Origin of the sequence: Vibrio sp. CUB2 (genome assembly GCF_001557945.1) — a bacterium.
In the GTDB taxonomy this organism is placed as follows: domain Bacteria; phylum Pseudomonadota; class Gammaproteobacteria; order Enterobacterales; family Vibrionaceae; genus Vibrio; species Vibrio owensii.
This window is the reverse complement of sequence record NZ_LNRB01000004.1, coordinates 432,479-453,369: the sequence shown is the minus strand read 5'-3', so window position 1 is coordinate 453,369 and position 20,891 is coordinate 432,479. Positions and strand designations below refer to the sequence as shown.

Sequence of the window (20,891 nt, the reverse complement as noted above, 5' to 3'; positions counted from 1 at the left end):
TCCTATTGATTCTTCCAGTTGGGTTTACGTTTTTCTAAGAAGGCACGAACCCCCTCGGTTTGATCTTCGGTATCGAATAAGTTTAGAAACAGTTCTCGCTCTTTAATCAGACCATGTTTGAGTGGCGCTGAACGCATGTTTTGGATAAGCGCTTTGCACGCGGTTACCGAAGAAGGCGATTGATTGGCAACCGATTCTGCAAGCTCAATGGCTTTATTAAGCGCTCCACCTTTTTCCACCACTTCTTCCGCTAAGCCAAGTTCTCGCGCTTGTGCTGCACCGACTTGTTCGCCGCACAATATGATGCGTTTCGCCCAACCTTCACCGACCAATGCGGTTAGGTTTTGCGTACCACCAGCACAAGGCAATAAGCCCACTTTCGCTTCTGGCAGTGCCAGTACGGCTTGTTCTTCCACTACACGAATATCACAAGCCAATGCGACTTCTAATCCGCCTCCCATGGCGTAGCCGTTAATGGCTGCGATGGAAACCCCTCGAAATGCAGAGAGCGTTTCAAAGGCTTCACCAAAGATACGCGCCATTTCTAACGCAACCGCTTTATCGCCATCAGCAAACAACTTGAGGTCTGCACCTGCAGAGAAAAACTTCTCACCACTCCCTGTGAGCACTAGAGCGTAAACGTCTTTATTGTCGTTTAGCGCCAGCACTAGCTCTTTCAGCGCGGTTAGGCTATGTGACGTCCAAGTATTCGCGGGCGGGTTGTTCATGGTCACCACCGCAACGTGATTGCTAATGGTATGTTGAATCGCTTGTTGTTCTGTTAGTGACATATCTCTGAATCCTTTCTTGGTGAAAATGACCTGAGCTTTATGAATAAAAGCAGAGCTTGTCGGCTGCACTTATAGCAATGCGGACTCTTCTGCGAGCAATCGACGCGCGATGATCAACCGCATGATCTCGTTGGTGCCTTCCAAAATCTGGTGCACTCGAACATCACGGAAATAGCGCTCCATTGGGTATTCTTTGATGTAGCCATAGCCACCGTAAAGCTGTAGCGCTTGGTCACAGACTTGAAAGCCGACATCGGTTGCAAAGCGTTTTGCCATGGCACAATAAGTCGTGGCGTCTGGGTCACCTCGGTCTAACTTGCTGGCGGCGTACCGCACCAGTTGGCGGGCAGCGACAAGCTCGGTTGCCATATCTGCCAGTTTGAATTGCAATGCTTGGAATTGAGCTAATGATTTGCCGAACTGTTTACGTTCTTGCATGTACTGCGCCGCTTGATTCAGCGCTTGCTGAGCCGTACCGACCGAACAGGTAGCAATGTTGATGCGTCCGCCATCCAAACCTTTCATAGCGAACACAAACCCTTGCCCTTCTTCACCCAACAAATGTGACGCAGGAATAGAAACACTATCGAAAGTTACCGCGCGTGTCGGTTGACTGTTCCAGCCCATTTTCGGCTCTTTACGTCCGTAGCTAATGCCGTCTGCATCGGCGGGGACAACAAACGCGGATACACCTTTCGCGCCCGCATCGCCGGTTCTCGCCATCACGACTAAAACGTCGGTATCGCCTGCGCCAGAAATAAAGGTTTTGCCGCCGTTGAGTATGTAGTTATCACCTTGCTTGGTCGCAGAAGTCGTTAGAGACGCCGCATCCGAGCCTGCGTTTGGCTCGGTTAAACAATAAGATCCGAGAAATTCACCCGTAATAAGTTTCGGGCAGAACGTGTCTTTCACTTCATCGGTCGCAAAGCTCGCAACCATCCAAGTCACCATGTTGTGAATGGTCATAAATGCGGTGGTCGATGTGCACCCCATAGAAAGTTGCTCGAAAATGATAGACGCATCTAACCGGCCTAAGCCCAAACCGCCTTGTTCTTCTGGGGTGTAGAGGCTTAAGAAACCGAGTTCTCCTGCCTCTCGTAGAATGTCTTTGGGGAAGATTTGTTTCTCATCCCACTCTGCTGCCATTGGCGCTAAACGCTCTGCCGCAAACTGCTGAGCCGTGTCGGCAAACATACGTTGATCTTCGTTGAGTTCAAAATCCATATGAGCTCCTTACTTCGTTAGCGCAAGTTAATGGTGAGGTTTGGACCGGTTGGGATATCGTCATCAAACCAACGAGCCGTCACGGTTTTGGTCTCGGTGTAGAAGCGCACCGCTTGTTTGCCGTAGGCGTGCAAATCACCGTAAAAGCTGCCGCGCCACCCAGTAAACGAGAAGAATGGCAAAGGCACTGGAATCGGCACGTTCACACCTACCTGTCCGACTTGGATCTCATGTTGATACTTTCTCGCCGCCGCACCATTCGCAGTGAAGATGGAAGTGCCGTTGCCGTATGGGTTGCGATTCACGAGCTCTATCGCTTCTTGTAACGTGTCGACCTCAATACACACCAAAACAGGTCCGAAGATTTCTTGGGCATAAATCGACATCTCGGTGGTGACGCCACTGAATAACGTTGGACCGACCCAGTTACCCTCTGGGAAGCCTTCCACTTCGCATTGGCTACCATCAAGTTCACACACTGCCCCTTGTTGTTTACCTTCTTCAATCAAACCGAGCACACGCTGTTTTGCTTGTGCGCTGATCAAAGGACCATACGCGGCATTCTCATCATCCCAAGCGCCAGGATGCACTTTCGCCATTTCTTGTTTTAAGTCGGCAATCCATTCTTTCGAACTGCCTACAAACACAGCGACAGATATCGCCATACAACGTTGCCCTGCCGCACCAACCGAAGAGCCAACTAAGTTGTTCACCACTTGGTTTTTGTTCGCATCTGGCATTACTACCATGTGGTTTTTCGCGCCAGCAAAGGCTTGAACACGTTTGAAGTTCTGTGTGCCTGTGGTGTAAATGTATTGCGCTACAGGAACAGAACCAACGAAAGAAACAGCTTGGATATCGGGATGCTTCAGCAACAAGTCGACCTGCTCCTTACGACCGTGCACGATTTGCAGCACACCTTTTGGTGCACCCGCTTCTTCGAACAGCTCAGCCAAGCGAATGGATGTGAGAGGCACTTGCTCAGAAGGTTTAAGGACAAAGGTATTCCCGCTCGCAATCGCAATTGGGAACATCCAGAGAGGGATCATGGCTGGGAAGTTAAACGGCGTAATACCGCAACACACCCCAAGCGGTTGAATCAGCGAATAGCTGTCGATATCGGTCGCAACGTTCTCGACGGTTTCTCCCATCATGTTGCTGGCGATATTGGCAGCTTGCTCGACAACTTCAATACCACGCCACACATCCCCTTTTGCATCCGCAAAGATCTTGCCCGTCTCGTGAGAAAGTAACGTCGCCAATTCATCATGATGTTCTTTTAGTAGATGTTGGTAGCGCAGCATTAAACGCGCACGCTCAGACACGGCGACATCTTTCCAACAGGTAAAGGTGGCTTTTGCACTTTCAATTGCCGCGTGCATCTCTTCATCCGTTGCGCATGGCAAGCGCGCAATCACGTCATTGGTGGCAGGGTTTGTCACTTCTACCCAATCCGTTGCTTGAGATTCACGAAACTCACCATCGATGAATAAGGGAACCGTGCGAGTCATAATCTAGTCCTTTGTTAACGTTTGTCGTAATTGGAATTAAAGCGGTATCTCGATACCAATAGCAGTGGCTTCACCACCACCGATACAAAGTGATGCAACACCTCGCATCACTTTTTTATTGTTGTTGTCACCATCTACACCAAGCGATTGCAGTTGGCGCAGGCTATGAATGAGGGTTACTAAAATACGAGCTCCACTTGCGCCAATTGGATGCCCAAGCGCACACGCACCGCCTTTGATGTTTACTTTGTCTTTATCGATGCCTAATTGGCGTACCGCGATTTGCGTAACAACGGCGAACGCTTCGTTGATCTCCCAAAGATCAACTTCCTCTACTGACCAATCGAGTTGAGATAACAACTGCTCAATCGCAAAGACGGGCGCGAGGGTAAATTCGGCGGGCTTTCTGGCGTGGGTCGAGTGCCCTTTGATGATTGCTAATGGCGTTAAACCTTGATGCTGTGCCACCTGCGAGTCCATTAACACCAAGGCTGCAGCACCATCGGATATCGCACTTGAGTTTGCAGCCGTCACCGAGCCGCTCTTATCGAATGCGGGTTTGAGTTGGGGAATCTTGTCGAGCTTGATGGAGCGTGGATGCTCATCATAATCCAATGTTGAAGTGCTATGACGAGTCGTGATTTCTATCGGCGAGATTTCGTCGTCAAACAGACGCTGCTCTTGCGCTTCCAAGGCTCTTGTCGCGGATAGGATCGCCCATTCATCCATTTGTTCACGAGTAAACTCAGAACGGTCCGCCGTTTGCTGTGCGTAGACGCCCATCAAGTGCCCTTCATACGCATCTTGAAGACCGTCGAGGAACATGTGGTCATAGGTAGATTGGTGACCCATTCGCATGCCATTACGTGCATCTTTAAGCAGATACGGCGCATTGGTCATGCTTTCCATACCACCAGCGATGGCGCTGCGAATGCTGCCCGCTTTGATTAGGTCGTGAGCCAGCATGACACTTTTCATGCCAGAGCCACACACTTTATTGATGGTGGTACACCCTGTTGTCAGCGGAAGATCTGCACCTAACGCTGCTTGTCTGGCTGGAGCTTGCCCGCACCCCGCAGGTAATACGCAGCCCATATAGACTTCGTCGACTTCGCTAACCCCGCTCGCATCCACTGCCGCTTTGATAGCAAATGCCCCTAATTGAGGCGCTGAATACCCTTGTAACTGACCTTGAAAGCGCCCGATTGGCGTTCGCTTTGCACTGACAATCCAGATGTCGTTTCCCATGTTCTCGTCCCTTCTGACGATATTTCACAGTTCACGAACTCATCCCTCACACCTGCTACCACGGAGCTTTCACACAGAATGTGGTGTCACTCCAGCCTCTCATAAAACGATGAATTTTCGCACTGTGATTTCTTGACGTTTACGTAAGCATAGCACTAACATTTACGTTAACGTAAAGAAACACATTAATAACAACACAAATTTACTCTCATGCTTTTAGCTAGCCCGTTTAGTTCAAGGCTTGAAGGGATTTTAAGAAGCCAAAACTATTCATTAGAGGGAAAAACCGAGTGGATAAATTCAAGATAAGTGACCTCGCCAAAGAGTTCGACATCACGACCCGAAGCATTCGTTTTTATGAGGATGTCGGGCTGATAGAGCCGGAACGAAAAGGCAATATTCGCGTATATCAACGCAGAGATAAGATCCGTCTCAAGCTGATTTTACGTGGAAAGCGATTGGGTTTTTCGCTTGCGGAAATTCGAGAGTTGTTCGAGCTGTACGATACCCAACAAAGCGATGGTCAGCTGCTTAAAATGCTAACCATCATTGATGAAAAACAAGCGCACTTACAGCAGCAACTGGATGATATTAGCGTTGTAATGAACGAGCTAGAAACCGCCAAAGAGCGCTGTAAACAAGCGCTAAGCGACAATAAAGCTAACAGCCAATAACTACAAACTTATAACCACTAAAACAAGAATAACCATAATTTCCAAGCCCAAGCAGTGTAACTCGAACCTTATCCGTACTAATAAACGCAGTACTTTCAACAGGGAAATGTTATGAAAAGCAGCTACACCCCACTCAACTTTGGGCTTGGTGAAACCATCGATATGCTCCGAGACCACGTCAACGCGTTCGCCACCGAGCATATCGCCCCCATCGCCGCAGATATCGACCGAGATAACCAATTCCCCAATCATCTGTGGTCCAAGTTCGGTGAAATGGGCTTGCTTGGCGTAACCGTCGACGAAGAGTTTGGCGGTGCAGGCATGGGCTATCTTGCTCACGTTGTTGCTATGGAAGAGATCAGCCGAGCTTCGGCGTCTGTCGCGCTCAGTTACGGCGCGCATTCCAACCTTTGTGTTAACCAAATCTTTCGCAATGGCTCCCCTGCTCAACGAGAAAAGTACCTACCTAAACTCATCGATGGTTCTCACGTCGGCGCACTAGCCATGAGTGAGCCAAACTCAGGTTCTGATGTGGTTAGTATGCAGCTACGAGCCGAAGATAAAGGCGACCACTATCTGATGAACGGCAATAAAATGTGGATCACCAACGGTCCCGATGCCGACACTTTAGTAGTTTACGCAAAGACCGAACCCAATGGCGGCTCTCGCGGTATCACCGCTTTCATTATTGAGCGAGAATTCGAAGGCTTTAGCCATGCTCAAAAGCTCGACAAACTTGGTATGCGCGGCTCCAACACCTGTGAATTGGTGTTCCAAGATTGTGTCGTGCCAAAAGAGAATGTGTTAGGCGAGTTAAACCGTGGTGTCGAAGTGTTGATGAGCGGTTTAGATTACGAACGCGTGGTATTAGCAGCCGGTCCACTTGGCATCATGCAAGCCTGTATGGACGAAGTGGTTCCGTATGTTCATGACCGCAAACAGTTCGGCAAATCCATTGGTGAATTCCAACTCGTGCAAGGAAAGCTTGCTGACATGTATTCACGCATGAACGCCGCCAAAGCTTATGTTTATGCTGTCGCAGCCGCCTGTGACCGAGGTGAATGCACGCGTAAAGATGCCGCTGGCGTGATCCTTTACAGCGCAGAGCTTGCCACACAAATGTCGCTCGATGCTATTCAGCTGTTAGGCGGCAATGGCTACATCAACGAATACGCGACCGGGCGTTTACTCCGTGACGCCAAACTGTATGAGATTGGTGCTGGCACTTCTGAAATTCGCCGCATGCTGATTGGACGAGAGTTGTTCGAAGAGTCTCGCTAACCCACCGACAAGGAAGTCACTATGGCAATCATTAAAAGCAAAACCAAGCCAACCGACGAACTGTTTTTGTCGAATAAAGCGGTCATGACCGAGTTGGTGAGCAACCTTAAAGCCAATATCAAAGCCATCAAACAAGGTGGCGGACAGAAAGCCATTGACCGCCAACGCCTAAAAGGAAAGCTGCCCGTTCGTGAGCGTGTCATGCTCCTTTTAGATGAAGACAGCGAGTTTCTTGAAGTCGGACAGTTCGCCGCATGGAACGTCTACGAAGAATCAATTCCATGCGCAGGTGTCGTCGCAGGCATCGGCACCATTGAAGGTATTCAATGCATGGTGATCGCCAACGATCCTTCCGTCAAAGGCGGCACCTACTACCCACTCACAGTAAAAAAACATCTACGCGCGCAAGAGATCGCCCAACGTTGCCAATTACCCTGCGTCTATTTGGTGGACTCTGGTGGCGCGAACCTCCCTCACCAAGCGGAAGTCTTTCCTGATAAAGAGCATTTTGGACGTATCTTTTTCAATCAAGCTAGAATGTCGGCGCAAGGCATTCCTCAAGTCGCGGTTGTAATGGGGCTGTGTACCGCAGGCGGCGCTTATGTGCCTGCGATGGCGGACGTTTCCATCATGGTCAAAGAACAAGGCACCATCTTCTTGGCAGGTCCACCGTTAGTGAAAGCCGCTACGGGAGAAATCGTCACCGATGAAGAATTGGGCGGTGCCGACGTGCATTGTCGCAAGTCCGGCGTTGCTGATTACTATGCAGAAAATGACCAGCACGCATTGCAACTGGCACGCGAAGCTGTCTCCAATACCAATCAATCACTCCCTATTCAAAGCGACAAACCTGTTTTACCACCGCGTTACGACGCCGAAGAGATGTATGGCATCGTCAATGCGAATCTGCGCTTGTCTTTTGATGTTAGAGAGATCATCGCTCGTGTGGTTGATGACTCAGATTTTGATGAGTTCAAAGCACTTTATGGCAAGACCTTAGTATGTGGCTTCGCACGAATTCACGGCCATCTGATTGGCATTGTGGCTAACAACGGCATCTTGTTTTCTGAGTCCTCACAGAAAGGCGCGCACTTTATTGAGTTGTGTGCCAAACGCAAAATTCCCCTACTGTTTTTGCAAAATATCACTGGGTTTATGGTGGGCAAAAAGCTTGAAGCAGAAGGCATTGCCAAGCATGGCGCGAAACTGGTGATGGCGGTCGCGTGTGCGGATGTGCCTAAGTTCACCGTGATTATTGGCGGCTCTTACGGTGCGGGCAACTACGGCATGTGCGGACGTGCTTATGACCCAACCATGATGTGGATGTGGCCAAACGCACGAATCTCCGTCATGGGCGGAGAACAAGCTGCAGGCGTGCTCACTCAAGTGCGTCGAGAAGTGAAAAAACGCCAAGGTGAAGAATGGCCAGAACCCGAAGAAAGTGCATTCCGAGAATCTATCGTAGACTTGTATGAGTCTCAGGGTCATCCCTACTACGCTAGCGCACGTTTATGGGATGACGGCATCATCGACCCGAAAGAGACACGTCAAGTATTGGCTCAAGCCTTAAAAGCCGCGCTCAATGCGCCAATTCCTGACAGCAACTTTGGCATATTCAGAATGTAGAAATGTAGAGAGAAAAGGACGTCACATGCAGGATCATCAACCGAGTATCATCCCCAATACCCAACGACAAGATGAAGTACTTTGGAACGTCGATGAATTCGGCGTCGCAACGCTTACGCTCAATCGCACAGAGAAGCACAATGCGTTTGATGCTTGCATGATTGACTTGCTGATCCACAGGCTGGATTACCTCGCTCTGCGCACCGATGTTAGATGCTTGGTGCTTCGAGGAAACGGCAAACATTTCTCCTCTGGGGCTGATTTGAATTGGATGAAATCCATGGCAAGTAGCACCAGAAAACAAAACCTAGAAGACGCCCAAAACCTTGCACGCCTCATGCATACACTGGACGCTTTCCCTCAGCCTACTATTGCGGTTGTGCAAGGTTCCGCTTTTGGTGGCGCATTGGGCTTGATCTGTTGCTGTGATATCGCCATCGCAGCGGAGAATGCGAACTTCTGCTTGAGTGAAGTCAAACTGGGGCTGGTTCCCGCAACCATCTCTCCTTATGTCATGCGTTCTATGGGCAACCGTCAAGCTCGTCGTTACATACTCAGTGCCGAAGTGATTAACGCCGCCAAAGCTGAAAAGTTTGGCATTGTGCATGAGGTTCATAAGCTGGATAAAATCGAAGCCGTGGTAGAAAGCTTGATTGATTCTTTGCTGCTCAACAGCCCAGATGCGATGAGAAAAGCCAAAGCGTTATGCCATCAATGCCACCAAAATCCGATTGATGGTCAGCTTATTCAATACACGAGCCAGCTTATCGCAGACATTCGCGTATCGCCGCAGGGACAAGATGGCTTGCAAGCCTTTCTGGAGAAACGAGAACCGGGTTGGATAAACAAGCCAGCTAAGGGCAAGAAATGAATTTGCCAAACAAGGTAAACATTGTCGAAGTAGGTGCGAGAGACGGTCTGCAGAACGAATCACTGGTGTCCACGCAAGCCAAGATCCGCTTAGTCGACTTGCTCTCTGATACAGGACTCACCCATATTGAGGCAGGATCTTTTGTTTCGCCTAAATGGGTACCTCAAATGGCGGATTCACTCGATGTGATGAAGAAAATCACCCGCCGCCACAACGTCATCTATTCAGCACTAACGCCCAACGTGCAAGGTTTTGAAAAAGCGCTAGAAGCTGGTGCTAACCAAGTCGCCATCTTCACCTCCTCATCGGAGGGCTTTTGCCAACACAACATCAATTGCTCGATTGCAGATAGTCTTACCCGCTTTGAACCGGTAATGGAATTAGCAGCAAAGCATAACATTCCCGTTCGGGGTTACTTATCTTGCGTGGCAGATTGCCCTTATGACGGACCAACCAAGCCCGAGCAAGTCGCAAGAGTTGCCAACCTACTAATGGAATTAGGCTGCTATGAGGTTTCACTTGGAGACACCATTGGTACAGGCACGCCGATACGCATCGCTAAAATGTTAGAAGCCGTACAAGTGAAAGTCCCAACCGACAAGCTCGCGGTGCATTTTCATGACACATGGGGACAAGCGTTGGTGAATATCTACCAAGCCTTAACGATGGGCATCAATACCATCGATAGTAGTGTGGCTGGACTTGGGGGCTGTCCTTACGCTCATGGCGCATCGGGCAACGTCGCCACCGAAGATGTGCTCTACCTTTGCCAAGGTTTAGGAATCGAGACAGGAGTAGATTTGGAGTTGCTCGCCAAAGCCGGATGGATGATAAGTGAAGAATTAAACCGCCAGCCGACCTCAAAAGTCTCGCTGGCGTTAAAGCAGCGTTAGATCTCGTAATTCGCTTTGATACCGATATCGAAATGCAGCGGCATACGCCATTTAGCAAAAGACAGGAAGCCCATGACTAATCCAGCCAACAACATAGTAATGGCAGCAAGGATTGGAAGGTTAAACCACAGCGCAAACGTTGCTACAGCGAGAAACGCGGGCACCATCTTCAAGCCTGGCACTTTAAAGCAAAAAGACTCTTTAAGCGCAATGCCCGAAAAGGTCACAAAGATAAAGCCAAGCCCTAACCAAGTGCGCTGAAACTCCAAGTCACTCACCATCAATACCAAGCCAATCCAAGACGCCCAACTGATCACGGCACGTACGTGTTTGCTGTATACGTGAACGTTCGCGGCAGATAACGCACCAGCCACACAAAGTGCAATGACTGAGGTTTGGTAAACCAACGGTGAACTAGAAATTGCACCAGAGATAAGAACCGAAAAAACAAGCAGCGCCATTGCAAACAAAGTAATACCAAAGCGATACAAGCACACGCTGATTTTATCGAGTGAATCCAGCGTCTCTTGATGTTCTGTGTTTGCCATGGAAAGCATCCTGCCTAAAAGTGAAAAGGAATGAAAGGCCAACGAGGGTTAATTCGCTGGCTCTATAAACTGAATTACGCCCGTTTGGGAAAGCGGAGTTTACCGCCAGTTCGGTAGATCACCAAAGATAATAAGATAAGAGCGCAGCCGACGAGTTTATTAGAGGTCAGCACTTCGCCATACCAAATCACACTTAGAATCACAGTCCAGACAGGTTCAAGGATCATAATCAGTGCAGCGTTACCCGCTTGGACAAACTTTTGCCCCATGGTTTGCATCACGTAACGCAAACTGGTTGCCAGAAGCGTGCTCAACGCAAACCAAATCCAGATAGATGTGCTTACCTCTGTTGGCACCGTTTCCACCAACGATGAAATCAGCAAACCAATCAAACCCGTGACAAACAGTTGGATACACGTTAGCAACAACACAGGCAATTTTTGCGAATACTTGCTGTTTACGTTGAAGTGCAAAGCGAGCATCAAAGCCGCGCCCAAGAACCAAAGCTGACTGCTAGATTGTTGCCAACCACCAGCCAAAGACAAACATCCTAGACCAAGAATCGCGATCGGTAGTGACACCCAAAAAATTCGTTGAGGTCTTTGACGAAACATAATCCAAGCGACAATGGGTACGAACAACATCGACAGGCTCATGATGAATGCGCCCTCACCTAGCGTGTCACTGATTGAAATCGCGTAAATCCAACACATCAGTGCGCCACCTAAAAGCACACCGACGCCTGCCGCGGCAAAAATATCTTTCTTATTGGCAGCACGAAGCGGTTTGATACACAGAGGCAGCAAACATAGTGAAGCGATGGTGAATCGCAGACCGATAAATCCGAATGGTGGGAGACCTTGAATGGTTTCTTTGGAGAAGATCCACCCTAATGCCGCGATCATCGTAGTAGCGACGAGCACGAATGCAGCTTTGCGTTCTGAGTTAAGCATAATTACTCACAAAAAAAGACCCTGCGAGGGATTCGTCAGGGGTTATTTATCATTGATTTTAATGCGTGATAGCTAGTTATATTCGCATCGCAAATGCTGACAGGATGTGTAATGAGAATGAGGGAATGTTAACGTTTGCGAAACGCTCACAGTATACATTGTGACATGCTTCTCATCGAGTAAATTGCTGTGAAATCCCTTCATTATTTTTGTGGTTTATGTGGTTAACGAAAGCGCTCACAATCAGGTTTTAGCTCAAATAATATACGGAATAATCTCATCACCTGTTGGTGTTCAAAATGCTAAAATCGAAACACAGTAGAACAGACGACAGGAGGTGCTTTATGAGACACTCAACCGTACTCTTTTTCATTCTGATCGCCCTACTTATTATCGCGCCAATGGTGCTTGGTTCGTTGTTTAATCTTGTCTCTTCATTACGCATCGGCAGCATCGAGGCTGACCCAATTTCCATCACTCATATCTACGACATGATGATGTACCGTGGACGTTAGTTTGTTTTTATAACTCTCTCTTTCACACCCGCTCTTGCCTCAAATCATGAGCGGTTTTCAATTTCACGCCTTCTTTCCAAAACCGCCGCTTAACGCTTCTAATTCAATAAAACTCACCACTTTTCACATGTGTATCGCTAAGCGATTCTTTTCACATTAGTTTTATTGAGATTGATTTTGTCCAATCCACAAGCCTCACACGTATTAGTAATTAAATTCACAACTAAATCGGCTCGTACGTAGCGATATTGCCAGTACCTGCTTACTCTTTAACCTACAACTATAAAAAATACGCCAGTGCATTCACGCCACCAATAACAGTGAAAATCTGGAATATCAGCGCCCAAGTTAGTGAAACACGCATTCAAATTACTAGGGAATCAGTGATGAGATTAAAGAATACCCAAAACATGAGCGCAGCTTTGAGGACGGCTCTCGTCGCCGCTGTGTGCTTCTCTCCCCTCACCTTTGCTGCAGAAGGTGATGAGCAATTCGAAGTCGGCAAAGAAAAAGCGAAAGTTTGTATGACTTGTCATGGTGTCGATGGCATATCGACCATTGATGCCTACCCAAACTTACGCGGGCAGAACAAAACCTATTTGATTTCTTCCCTTAAGGATTACAAAGCAAGGGAGAGGACCAGTGGTCTCGCGGTGCTAATGCAACAACAAGCCGACGCCCTTTCTGATCAAGACATTGAAGACATTGCCCACTATTACTCTCAGCTAGGCAAAGAAGCTCAACCTTAAACGAGGAGCGTTCTTATGGAACAAGCAGCAACTCAATACAACACCAAAGTTGTGAAGTATTTTGTGTTGGCATCGTTAGTTTGGGCTATCGTCGGGATGATCATTGGTGTGATCCTCGCGGCACAGTTGTATTGGCCAGTACTTAACTTCGATTCTCAATACTTCCAATTCGGTCGACTCAGACCACTACACACTTCCGGCGTGATATACGGCTTTGTAGTCAACATTTTGATGGGTACCTCTCTCTACATCGCTCAACGCACCGGACGCTGTAATCTCTTTAATCAAAGCTTATCTTGGATGGTGTTCTGGGGTTGGCAGCTGGTACTCTTTTTAGCGTTAATCAGTTTGCCCGCAGGCTACACAACATCAAAAGAGTACGCTGAGTTAGAGTGGCCGATCGACCTTCTGATCGTCTTAGTCTGGGTGCTCTACGCCGTGTTGTTCTTTGGCACGATTGCGAAGCGGAAAGTTGACCATATCTTCGTCGCCAATTGGTTCTTCGCCGCCTTTATCATAGTGATTGCGATGATCTTCATCGTGAACAATCTCGCCATGCCCGTCTCTTTGATGAAGTCCTATTCTGTGTTTGCCGGTGCACAAGACGCCATTGTGCAATGGTGGTGGGGTCACAACGCGGTGGGCTTCTTACTGACTGCTGGTGTGATTGGTATGAACTATTACTTCATCCCAAAAGCCGCAGACCGCCCTATTTACTCTTACCGTTTGTCTGTCATCCACTTCTGGGGCTTGGTTGGTTTTTACACTTGGGCAGGTACCCACCATTTGGTTTATTCATCGGTACCTATTTGGGTGCAAAACATCGGCATCATCATGTCACTCATTCTTTGGCTCCCATCTTGGGCTGGCGCTTTCAACAGTGCGATGACGCTGCTTCAAAACAAAGAGAAGCTCAAGTCTGACTACATTTGCCTGTTCTTCTTCTCGGCCATTCTTTACTACTGCTTGGCCACATTTGAAGGGCCTCTACTGGCGATTCGCTGGTTCAATATGCTCGCGCACAATACTGAATGGGTCATCGGCCACGTTCATTCCGGTGCATTAGGTTGGGTAGGCATGTCCGGCATTGCGGTGTTCTACTACTTCATCCCTCGTTTATGGAACAAAACCGAGTTGTGGTCAAAGCGTTTAATCAAGTGGCACTTCTGGCTCGCGCATGCTGGTGTTGCGATTTACGCCATCGCGCTATGGGTTGCTGGCATTGGCGAAGGCTACATGTGGCTAACCCAGAATGAGAATGGCGAACTGGTTTACAGCTTTATTGAAGCCATGAACTTTAAAGCGCCATGGTTGTTCCTACGCTTCTTTGGGGGCGCACTATTTGTACTTGGCCTATTCCTGATGGCATTCAACTTGTACAAAACCGTGCGTTCTCCATCGGTGTTAGTTGCAAAGGAGGCATAAGATGAGCAAAGACTTTACTCACTCAGTGGTCATCTTGATCATCACCACGGTGGTTGTGGCCTCCTTCTCACTCGCAGTTTGGGTTGTGCCGAATATTCTTCGCACTGACGATATCGCCAAAGGCAGTTTAGCCAAGCCTTTAACCGCCATTGAGCTTGCGGGTCGCGATATCTACATCAGTGAGGGGTGCCATGTCTGTCACACGCAGATGGTTCGTCCTCTAGAGCCGGAGACCAAACGCAACGGTCGTGCAAACAAAGAGTCAGATGACATTTATGAATTCCCTAACCTATGGGGTTCAAAACGCACAGGTCCGGACTTAACTAACCTTGGCCGTAAATACTCTGACCAATGGCATGTATTGCATCTCATCGATCCTCGTCAGGTCATTCCAACGTCCATAATGCCGGCCTACCCTTGGCTGTTCGAACAAACACTCTCGGGCGATACAATTGGCGACAAGATGGAGACACTACGCATATTAGGGGTTCCATACACAGACCAAGAAATTTCCGATGCGCGCTTACAAGTTCGCGGTAAAACCAAAGGCGAAGCGCTGCTCCGCTATCTTCAAAGCCTTGGTCAAGATACAGCACAGGAGGTGGCACCATGAGCACATTCTGGAACTGGTGGGCCGTTGCCTGCACCATAATCTTCTTTGTCCTAATGGTGGGCGTTATCGTCAAGTATTGGCGTAGCAACCACAAAGCGGACCAAGACCACACCATCGCCTCTTTTGATGGGATAGATGAAAAGGACGCGCCACCACCTAAGCTCCTCTTCATTAGTTACGCTGTCGCGTTTTTACTCTCGGCAGGCTATTTGGTTCTGTATCCAGGGCTTGGTGAGTGGAAAGGCTTGGCGAATTATGACCAAGCGGACGACAAACTTAGCTCACCATCAACCACACTCGACCAACAATTTAGCCAAGTAACCGACACCTCTTTGGATGTACTTGCGCAAGATGCCAATATCGTTCGTAGCGGTCGTATGTTATTTCAAACCCATTGCGCAGCCTGCCATAGAGATAACGCACAAGGGCAAAAACACTTCCCTAACCTTATCGATAAAGAATGGATGTACGGCGGAGATGATGAGGCCATCATTCATTCCATCGCGAAAGGCCGTAACGGTGCGATGCCCGGCTGGGTTGAGGTGATGAGAAAAGACGAAGTGGACAAGATTTCTTACTATCTTGCGTCGCTTAATCAACGCCACAGCAACGTACCAGAAGTGAAGATCGAACTAGGTAAAAACCTATTCGCTCAATACTGTTCTTCTTGTCACGGCGATGGCTCACTTGCCAACCAACAAACTGGTGTTCCAGATTTGTCAGACAGCGTATGGCTTCATGGCGGCAGTATTGAAGAGATTCAACACACCATCAATTACGGTTTGAACAACTTGATGCCAGCGTTTGAAAACCAACTCTCAGAACACGAAATCCTCGCGATTGGTGCCTACATCCGCAAAGCTGGCGAAGAGGAAGAGCAGAAACTTGCAGCACTTAACGCTCAATCTGTCGAGCGTGGTGAATATCTGGCACACGCGGGGGACTGCGTGGCTTGTCACAGTGCTGAAGGTGGCGAACCTTTTGCTGGCGGACTACCGTTTGTTACGCCATTTGGCACCATCTATTCGACCAATATTACTCCTCATGCTAGTGAAGGAATTGGTGAATACGATTACGACAACTTCCGTGATGCTCTGGTACACGGTAAAGGCAAACATGGTTACTTGTACCCAGCGATGCCTTACACCTCTTATCAATATCTCACGGAACAAGACATGACGGATTTGTGGGAGTACATGCAGTCTATCCCTGCCGTGGCGCGTCGTAACGATGAAAACCACATGATGTTCCCATCAAACATTCGTCTTGGTCTCCTTGGCTGGAACATTGTCTTTATGGACACTGACCCTATCGACTACAGCCTACCTTCAGAGCTTGAGGGTACAGTAGATGACGTAGAGAAGTGGCAGAAAGGCAAATACTGGGTTGCAGGCTTAGGACACTGCTCAGAGTGCCATACGCCGCGTAATATTGCGCAAGCATTGATTCCTGAGCGCATCTTCCAAGGTAACCTGATAGACGGCTGGAACGCACCTGACATTACCTCTACGGAGCTGTACGTGAGTGGTTGGGATGAAAAGACACTGACCGACTTCTTGCACACAGGTCATTCAGACAAAGGCACTGCTTTTGCTGGAATGGCTGACGTGGTCAAGAACAGTTTGAGCTTAATGACTCGTGAAGACGTTGAGTCCATGTCCTACTATCTGCTCAATGGTGACGTAAACAACTTCATTGCCGCTGATGCAGTTCCTTTGGAGCCTAAAGGGTTTGATGAAGCAGCTTACCAAGAGCCAATCTATGCCACCTACAAGCAAACATGTGGAGCATGCCATGGTAACGATGGTAAAGGGCGAGATCCAATAGCACCAACGCTCCTGAACAACGGCATTATCATGCACAGCGACCCGTTCAACACCATTGCGGTAACCGTACGTGGCCTACAACCAACTTACATCGACCCGGAACGTAACTTCATGCCAATGGCAAGCTTTGAGGACATCCTCTCTGACGCTCGATTGGCAGAGTTGATTACCTTTGTGCGTAAACACCTTGGTGACCAGCAAACACCAGTCACAGCTGCTGATGTTCGTGATGTGAGGGAAACTTTGGAGGAAGCGGGTTACGCAGGCGGCCTACACACCACACCGGAGATGTACGACAGACGCGACAACAACATACATATCAAGTAACACACCACCGAAAGAAAGTGTTGTTTCGTTAAACATAAAAAAAGCCCTTTCCAACCGGAAAGGGCTTTGACTTAGTTCCCAAAATTTTTGCCGTTTTACAGCAGTTCCACCGACTGTTGAGCGATAACCCACTCTTCATTGGTAGGAATAACTAGCGCTTTCGCACCAAGCAACTCAGATGTAGCAACAACACCTGCGTTACCAAATCGAGCGTCTTCGTTACCTTTTACATCTTCAACGAAACCTAGAAGTTTAAGGTTCTTCAGGATTTCACTACGGATTGGCATTGAGTTTTCGCCGATGCCGCCTGTGAAGATGATGCCGTCGAATGAATCAAGAGCAGCAAGGTAAGACGCAATGTATTTAGACACACGGTATGTAAATACTTGGAATGCTAGAGTTGCACCTTCGTGACCCTCTTCCATCGCTTCCAAAATACCGCGTGCATCGCTTGTTAGGCCAGAAACACCTAAGAAGCCAGAAGCTTTGTTCAAAGAGTTGAACACTTTCTCTTGAGACCAACCTTTCTTAAGAAGGTACTCAATGATGCCTGGGTCAAGGTCACCACAACGTGTGCCCATCATTAGGCCAGACAGAGGCGTGAAGCCCATTGACGTATCAACAGACTCACCGTTGTTAATTGCACAAACAGAAGCACCATTACCTAAGTGAACAGAAATGAAGCTAGATTCTTCCACTGGCTTGTTAATCATCTTCGCAGCTTCACGGCTTACGAAGTAGTGGCTAGTGCCGTGGAAACCGTAACGACGTACGCCGAAATCAGTGTAAAGTTCTTTCGCGATTGCACCAGTGAATGCGCGTTGAGGCATTGTTTGGTGGAATGCCGTGTCAAATACAGCAAACTGAGGAAGACTTGGAAACGCTTCGATAGCAGCACGAATACCGATAGCACCTGCAGGGTTATGTAGTGGAGCAAGGTCTGCAAGTTTTTCGATTTCAGCCGTTACTTCTTCAGTAATGCGAACAGTTTGTGTGAACTTCTCACCACCGTGAACGATACGGTGACCTACAGCCACGATGTCTTGAGCCAGACCTAACTCTTCGGTTAAACCTACCAGCTTACCAATAGCGATCTTGTGATGGCTATCGTCGCCTTCGATTGCGACTTCCTTTTTCTCACCGTTGAATTTCCAGCTCATACGAGCGTCTGATAGACCAAAGCATTCGCCCAGACCACTTAGCACAGCATCGCCAGATTGAGAGTCGATTACTGCAAATTTTAGTGATGAGCTACCAGAGTTGATCACCAGTACAAACGAATTAGACATGAAATAGTTTCCTGTTGTGGAGCAGAGGTTGTAATTGCGCTTCCGCGCTGCGTACTTCTTGTTTGTGCATTCTATTATTCAATAATTTTTTAATCTTTCAACTATCTTTTAGCGTTAGTTGTTCGTTTGCGTAATTTTTGTTGATCTATCGCAAGTTTAAAATTTATTTGAACCGTGAAATATATCGCCTCACTCAACTAAAGTGGAATCAGACACTTAAAAACATCAATAAATGAAGAATAAAGCAAAAATATTACGAATTTTTTTGAATGAGTAGAGTATAGAAGAGCGGAGACAAAAAAGCCGAGCTAAATGCTCGGCTTTCAAATTCAACTATTTTTTAATGCAATAGAGTGCAGATATTATGCGTCTTGCGTGCGACGACCACGGCCGTGACCACGTTCGCCACGGTGCGCACCACGGTGATCACCACCACGGTTGCGATCGAAACGACGTTCGCCACCTTCACGGTTACCATCGCGGTTACCACGGAAGCCACCTTCGCGACGACCGCCTTCACGACGCTCACCACCACGGTTGCCGCCTTCGCGGTTGCCACGGTAACCGCCGCCATCACGACGACCACCATCGCGACGACCACCACGAGACTCGCGGAAGTCATCGAAGTCACATACTACAGCACCAACATCTTGTTGACGGATACGTAGCTTGCTTAGCTTGTTCGCAGCATCTGAAGTCATTGCTTTAGGTAGCTGAACGAATGTGTGACCTTGCGCTAGCTTGATCGCACCGATAGAACCTTTACCAAGACCTAGTTCGTTTGCTAGAGCGCCAACGATGTCTTTAACTTGAACACCTTGCTCACGACCAACTTGAAGCTGGTAAGTATCCCAATCTTGAGTGTTGAAGCTACGGCCGCCTTCACGACCACCTTCACGGCGCTCTTTACGACGTTGCTTATCACGCTCAATCGCTTCAACCATTGGGTCTTCGCCAATGTAGAATAGAGGACGTTTACCTTGCTGACGCTTAAGAAGCATTGCAGCAAGCATCGCTGGGTCGATCTCTAGAGAAGTTTGTAGTTTCTCTACTAGATCAGCGAATTTGTCTAGTGACTTGTGCTCTTTCTCAGCTTCCAGTTCAGCAGCTAGCTTGCTTAGACGAGCTTCAGCAACTTGGTCACGTAGAGGAAGTTGGATTTCTTCCATAGATGACTTAGTTACGCGCTCGATAGTGCGAAGCATACGGATTTGGTTAGTGCGAACTAGAAGGATCGCTTTACCTTTACGTCCAGCACGGCCAGTACGACCGATACGGTGGATGTAAGACTCAACATCGAATGGGATGTCGTAGTTAAATACGTGAGTAATACGTGGAACGTCTAGACCACGTGCAACAACGTCAGTTGCAACTAGGATGTCGATAACACCTTGTTTGATGTGATCAACAGTACGCTCACGTAGAGACTGAGGAATATCACCGTGCAGTGCAGCAGCTTTAAAGCCACGTGCAGATAGCCAATCAGCTAGACGCTCAGTGTCTTGACGAGTACGTACGAATACGATTGACGCGTCAGTTTCTTCAGTTTCAAGAAGACGAGACATCGCTTCATCTTTCTCTACGCCCTTCACTACCCAGAACTGCTGTTGAACTTTGTCTACAGTGTGGTTCTTACCAGCAACGTCAACTGTTACAGGCTCACGTAGGAAGCGCTCAACAATGTTTTTCAGCATTGGAGGCATAGTTGCAGAGAATAGAACGCGCTGTGCAGATTCTGGAGCGTGCTCCATGATCGCAGTTACGTCGTCCACGAAACCCATGTTTAGCATTTCGTCCGCTTCATCAAGTACGAAAGTATTTACTTCGTCAAGATGTAGACGTTCACGGTTGATAAGGTCTTGAACACGGCCAGGAGTACCAACAACAACGTGTGCACCATTTTTAAGAGCACGCATTTGATCAACGATAGATGCACCACCGTAGATTTCTAGAACTTTAAGACCCTTGATGTTTTTACCAAGGTTTTTCATTTCAGCCGCAACCTGGATCGCTAGCTCACGAGTTGGAGCAAGAACGATTGCTTGTGGTTTACGTTGATCAAGATCTAGCTTGTTTAGAAGAGGCAGAGAGAATGCTGCCGTTTTACCTGTACCCGTTTGTGCCTTGCCCAGCGCGTCAGCACCTTCCAATAGGTGTGGGATTGCCGCAGCCTGAATTGGAGTTGGTGACACGAAACCCATTCCGTCTAGAGCAGAAAGGATAGAATCATTCAGAGATAAATCGCTGAATTGAATAACAGAATCTTGCATTGGGATCCTACTTAATTAAACAAAAAAACAGTCCCATATGCTCTTCCAATTCGATACTGATCCATCCAGTTACTAAATCCATTCAGACAGGAATTAGCACAGTACACAACCGCGATAAGCCATTAGGGACGACTAAGGGAGGCGGATTATTCCTTAAATGCATAAAAAAAGCTAGAAAAAATTGAATTACATCACAATTTATTCTCACTAATGGTATTATTCGCATAAATTTCCACCTCTCCCCCGATTCTCCGGAG

Annotated in this window: 18 protein-coding genes; 10 read left to right on the top strand and 8 right to left on the bottom strand. The window is 48.1% G+C overall.

The window, feature by feature from the left end:
* Positions 1-2: 2 nt before the first annotated feature.
* The 4 genes from ATB78_RS08970 to ATB78_RS08955 all read right to left on the bottom strand — a co-directional run bounded on the left by ATB78_RS08970 (position 3) and on the right by ATB78_RS08955 (position 4,774).
* Positions 3-791, bottom strand: coding sequence for an enoyl-CoA hydratase (locus ATB78_RS08970; protein ID WP_061008435.1), 789 nt, complete (start codon positions 789-791; stop codon positions 3-5).
* Positions 792-860: 69 nt separating this feature from the next.
* Positions 861-2,015, bottom strand: coding sequence for an acyl-CoA dehydrogenase family protein (locus tag ATB78_RS08965; protein WP_061008434.1), 1,155 nt, complete (start codon positions 2,013-2,015; stop codon positions 861-863).
* A gap of 17 nt (positions 2,016-2,032) precedes the next feature.
* Complete coding sequence (locus tag ATB78_RS08960) at positions 2,033-3,526, bottom strand: CoA-acylating methylmalonate-semialdehyde dehydrogenase (protein WP_061008433.1); 1,494 nt, start codon at positions 3,524-3,526, stop codon at positions 2,033-2,035.
* Positions 3,527-3,562: 36 nt separating this feature from the next.
* Complete coding sequence (locus ATB78_RS08955; RefSeq protein WP_061008432.1) at positions 3,563-4,774, bottom strand: thiolase family protein; 1,212 nt, start codon at positions 4,772-4,774, stop codon at positions 3,563-3,565.
* A gap of 290 nt (positions 4,775-5,064) precedes the next feature.
* Here ATB78_RS08955 and ATB78_RS08950 point away from each other — a divergent pair, with 290 nt between their 5' ends.
* The 5 genes from ATB78_RS08950 (at position 5,065) to ATB78_RS08930 (ending at position 10,119) form a co-directional block, all read left to right on the top strand.
* Complete coding sequence (locus tag ATB78_RS08950) at positions 5,065-5,448, top strand: MerR family DNA-binding transcriptional regulator (RefSeq protein WP_005440681.1); 384 nt, start codon at positions 5,065-5,067, stop codon at positions 5,446-5,448.
* A gap of 111 nt (positions 5,449-5,559) precedes the next feature.
* Complete coding sequence (locus ATB78_RS08945; protein ID WP_047515661.1) at positions 5,560-6,729, top strand: isovaleryl-CoA dehydrogenase; 1,170 nt, start codon at positions 5,560-5,562, stop codon at positions 6,727-6,729.
* 21 nt (positions 6,730-6,750) lie between these two features.
* Positions 6,751-8,355, top strand: coding sequence for a carboxyl transferase domain-containing protein (locus tag ATB78_RS08940; protein ID WP_061008431.1), 1,605 nt, complete (start codon positions 6,751-6,753; stop codon positions 8,353-8,355).
* Positions 8,356-8,380: 25 nt separating this feature from the next.
* Complete coding sequence (locus ATB78_RS08935) at positions 8,381-9,226, top strand: enoyl-CoA hydratase-related protein (RefSeq protein WP_061008430.1); 846 nt, start codon at positions 8,381-8,383, stop codon at positions 9,224-9,226.
* On the top strand, positions 9,223-10,119 hold the full coding sequence (locus ATB78_RS08930) for a hydroxymethylglutaryl-CoA lyase (RefSeq protein ID WP_061008429.1): 897 nt from the start codon (positions 9,223-9,225) through the stop codon (positions 10,117-10,119). Before ATB78_RS08935 ends, ATB78_RS08930 begins: the two co-directional genes overlap by 4 nt.
* On the opposite strand, the gene ATB78_RS08925 is transcribed toward ATB78_RS08930, so the two are convergent.
* Together ATB78_RS08925 and ATB78_RS08920 are read right to left on the bottom strand one after the other, a co-directional pair.
* Positions 10,116-10,667: a DUF2301 domain-containing membrane protein gene (locus ATB78_RS08925; protein WP_033006264.1), complete on the bottom strand. Its 552-nt coding sequence runs from the start codon at positions 10,665-10,667 to the stop codon at positions 10,116-10,118. The two genes, ATB78_RS08930 and ATB78_RS08925, sit on opposite strands and share 4 nt — an antisense overlap.
* A 74-nt stretch (positions 10,668-10,741) precedes the next feature.
* Complete coding sequence (locus ATB78_RS08920; protein WP_061008428.1) at positions 10,742-11,620, bottom strand: DMT family transporter; 879 nt, start codon at positions 11,618-11,620, stop codon at positions 10,742-10,744.
* A 344-nt stretch (positions 11,621-11,964) separates the two neighbouring features.
* Here ATB78_RS08920 and ATB78_RS29840 point away from each other — a divergent pair, with 344 nt between their 5' ends.
* From ATB78_RS29840 to ATB78_RS08900, 5 genes are all read left to right on the top strand, one after another.
* Complete coding sequence (locus ATB78_RS29840) at positions 11,965-12,135, top strand: hypothetical protein (RefSeq protein WP_167371692.1); 171 nt, start codon at positions 11,965-11,967, stop codon at positions 12,133-12,135.
* Between the two features lie 386 nt (positions 12,136-12,521).
* Entirely contained in the window at positions 12,522-12,884 is a 363-nt protein-coding gene (locus tag ATB78_RS08915; RefSeq protein WP_020197235.1) for a cytochrome c, read from the top strand.
* A gap of 15 nt (positions 12,885-12,899) precedes the next feature.
* Positions 12,900-14,309 carry a cytochrome-c oxidase, cbb3-type subunit I gene (ccoN, locus tag ATB78_RS08910; protein ID WP_005440667.1) on the top strand — a complete coding sequence of 470 codons (1,410 nt, stop codon included), beginning with the start codon at positions 12,900-12,902 and terminating at the stop codon, positions 14,307-14,309.
* A 1-nt stretch (position 14,310) separates the two neighbouring features.
* Positions 14,311-14,922: a cbb3-type cytochrome c oxidase subunit II gene (locus tag ATB78_RS08905; protein WP_061008427.1), complete on the top strand. Its 612-nt coding sequence runs from the start codon at positions 14,311-14,313 to the stop codon at positions 14,920-14,922.
* On the top strand, positions 14,919-17,075 hold the full coding sequence (locus ATB78_RS08900) for a c-type cytochrome (RefSeq protein ID WP_061008426.1): 2,157 nt from the start codon (positions 14,919-14,921) through the stop codon (positions 17,073-17,075). The genes ATB78_RS08905 and ATB78_RS08900 overlap by 4 nt, the downstream gene beginning before the upstream one ends.
* A gap of 95 nt (positions 17,076-17,170) precedes the next feature.
* On the opposite strand, the gene ATB78_RS08895 is transcribed toward ATB78_RS08900, so the two are convergent.
* Together ATB78_RS08895 and ATB78_RS08890 are read right to left on the bottom strand one after the other, a co-directional pair.
* A complete protein-coding gene (locus ATB78_RS08895; RefSeq protein WP_005440661.1) occupies positions 17,171-18,364 on the bottom strand; it encodes an acetate/propionate family kinase in 1,194 nt (397 codons plus the stop codon).
* 362 nt (positions 18,365-18,726) lie between these two features.
* Positions 18,727-20,634, bottom strand: coding sequence for a DEAD/DEAH box helicase (locus ATB78_RS08890; protein ID WP_061008425.1), 1,908 nt, complete (start codon positions 20,632-20,634; stop codon positions 18,727-18,729).
* Between the last annotated feature and the right edge of the window lie 257 nt (positions 20,635-20,891).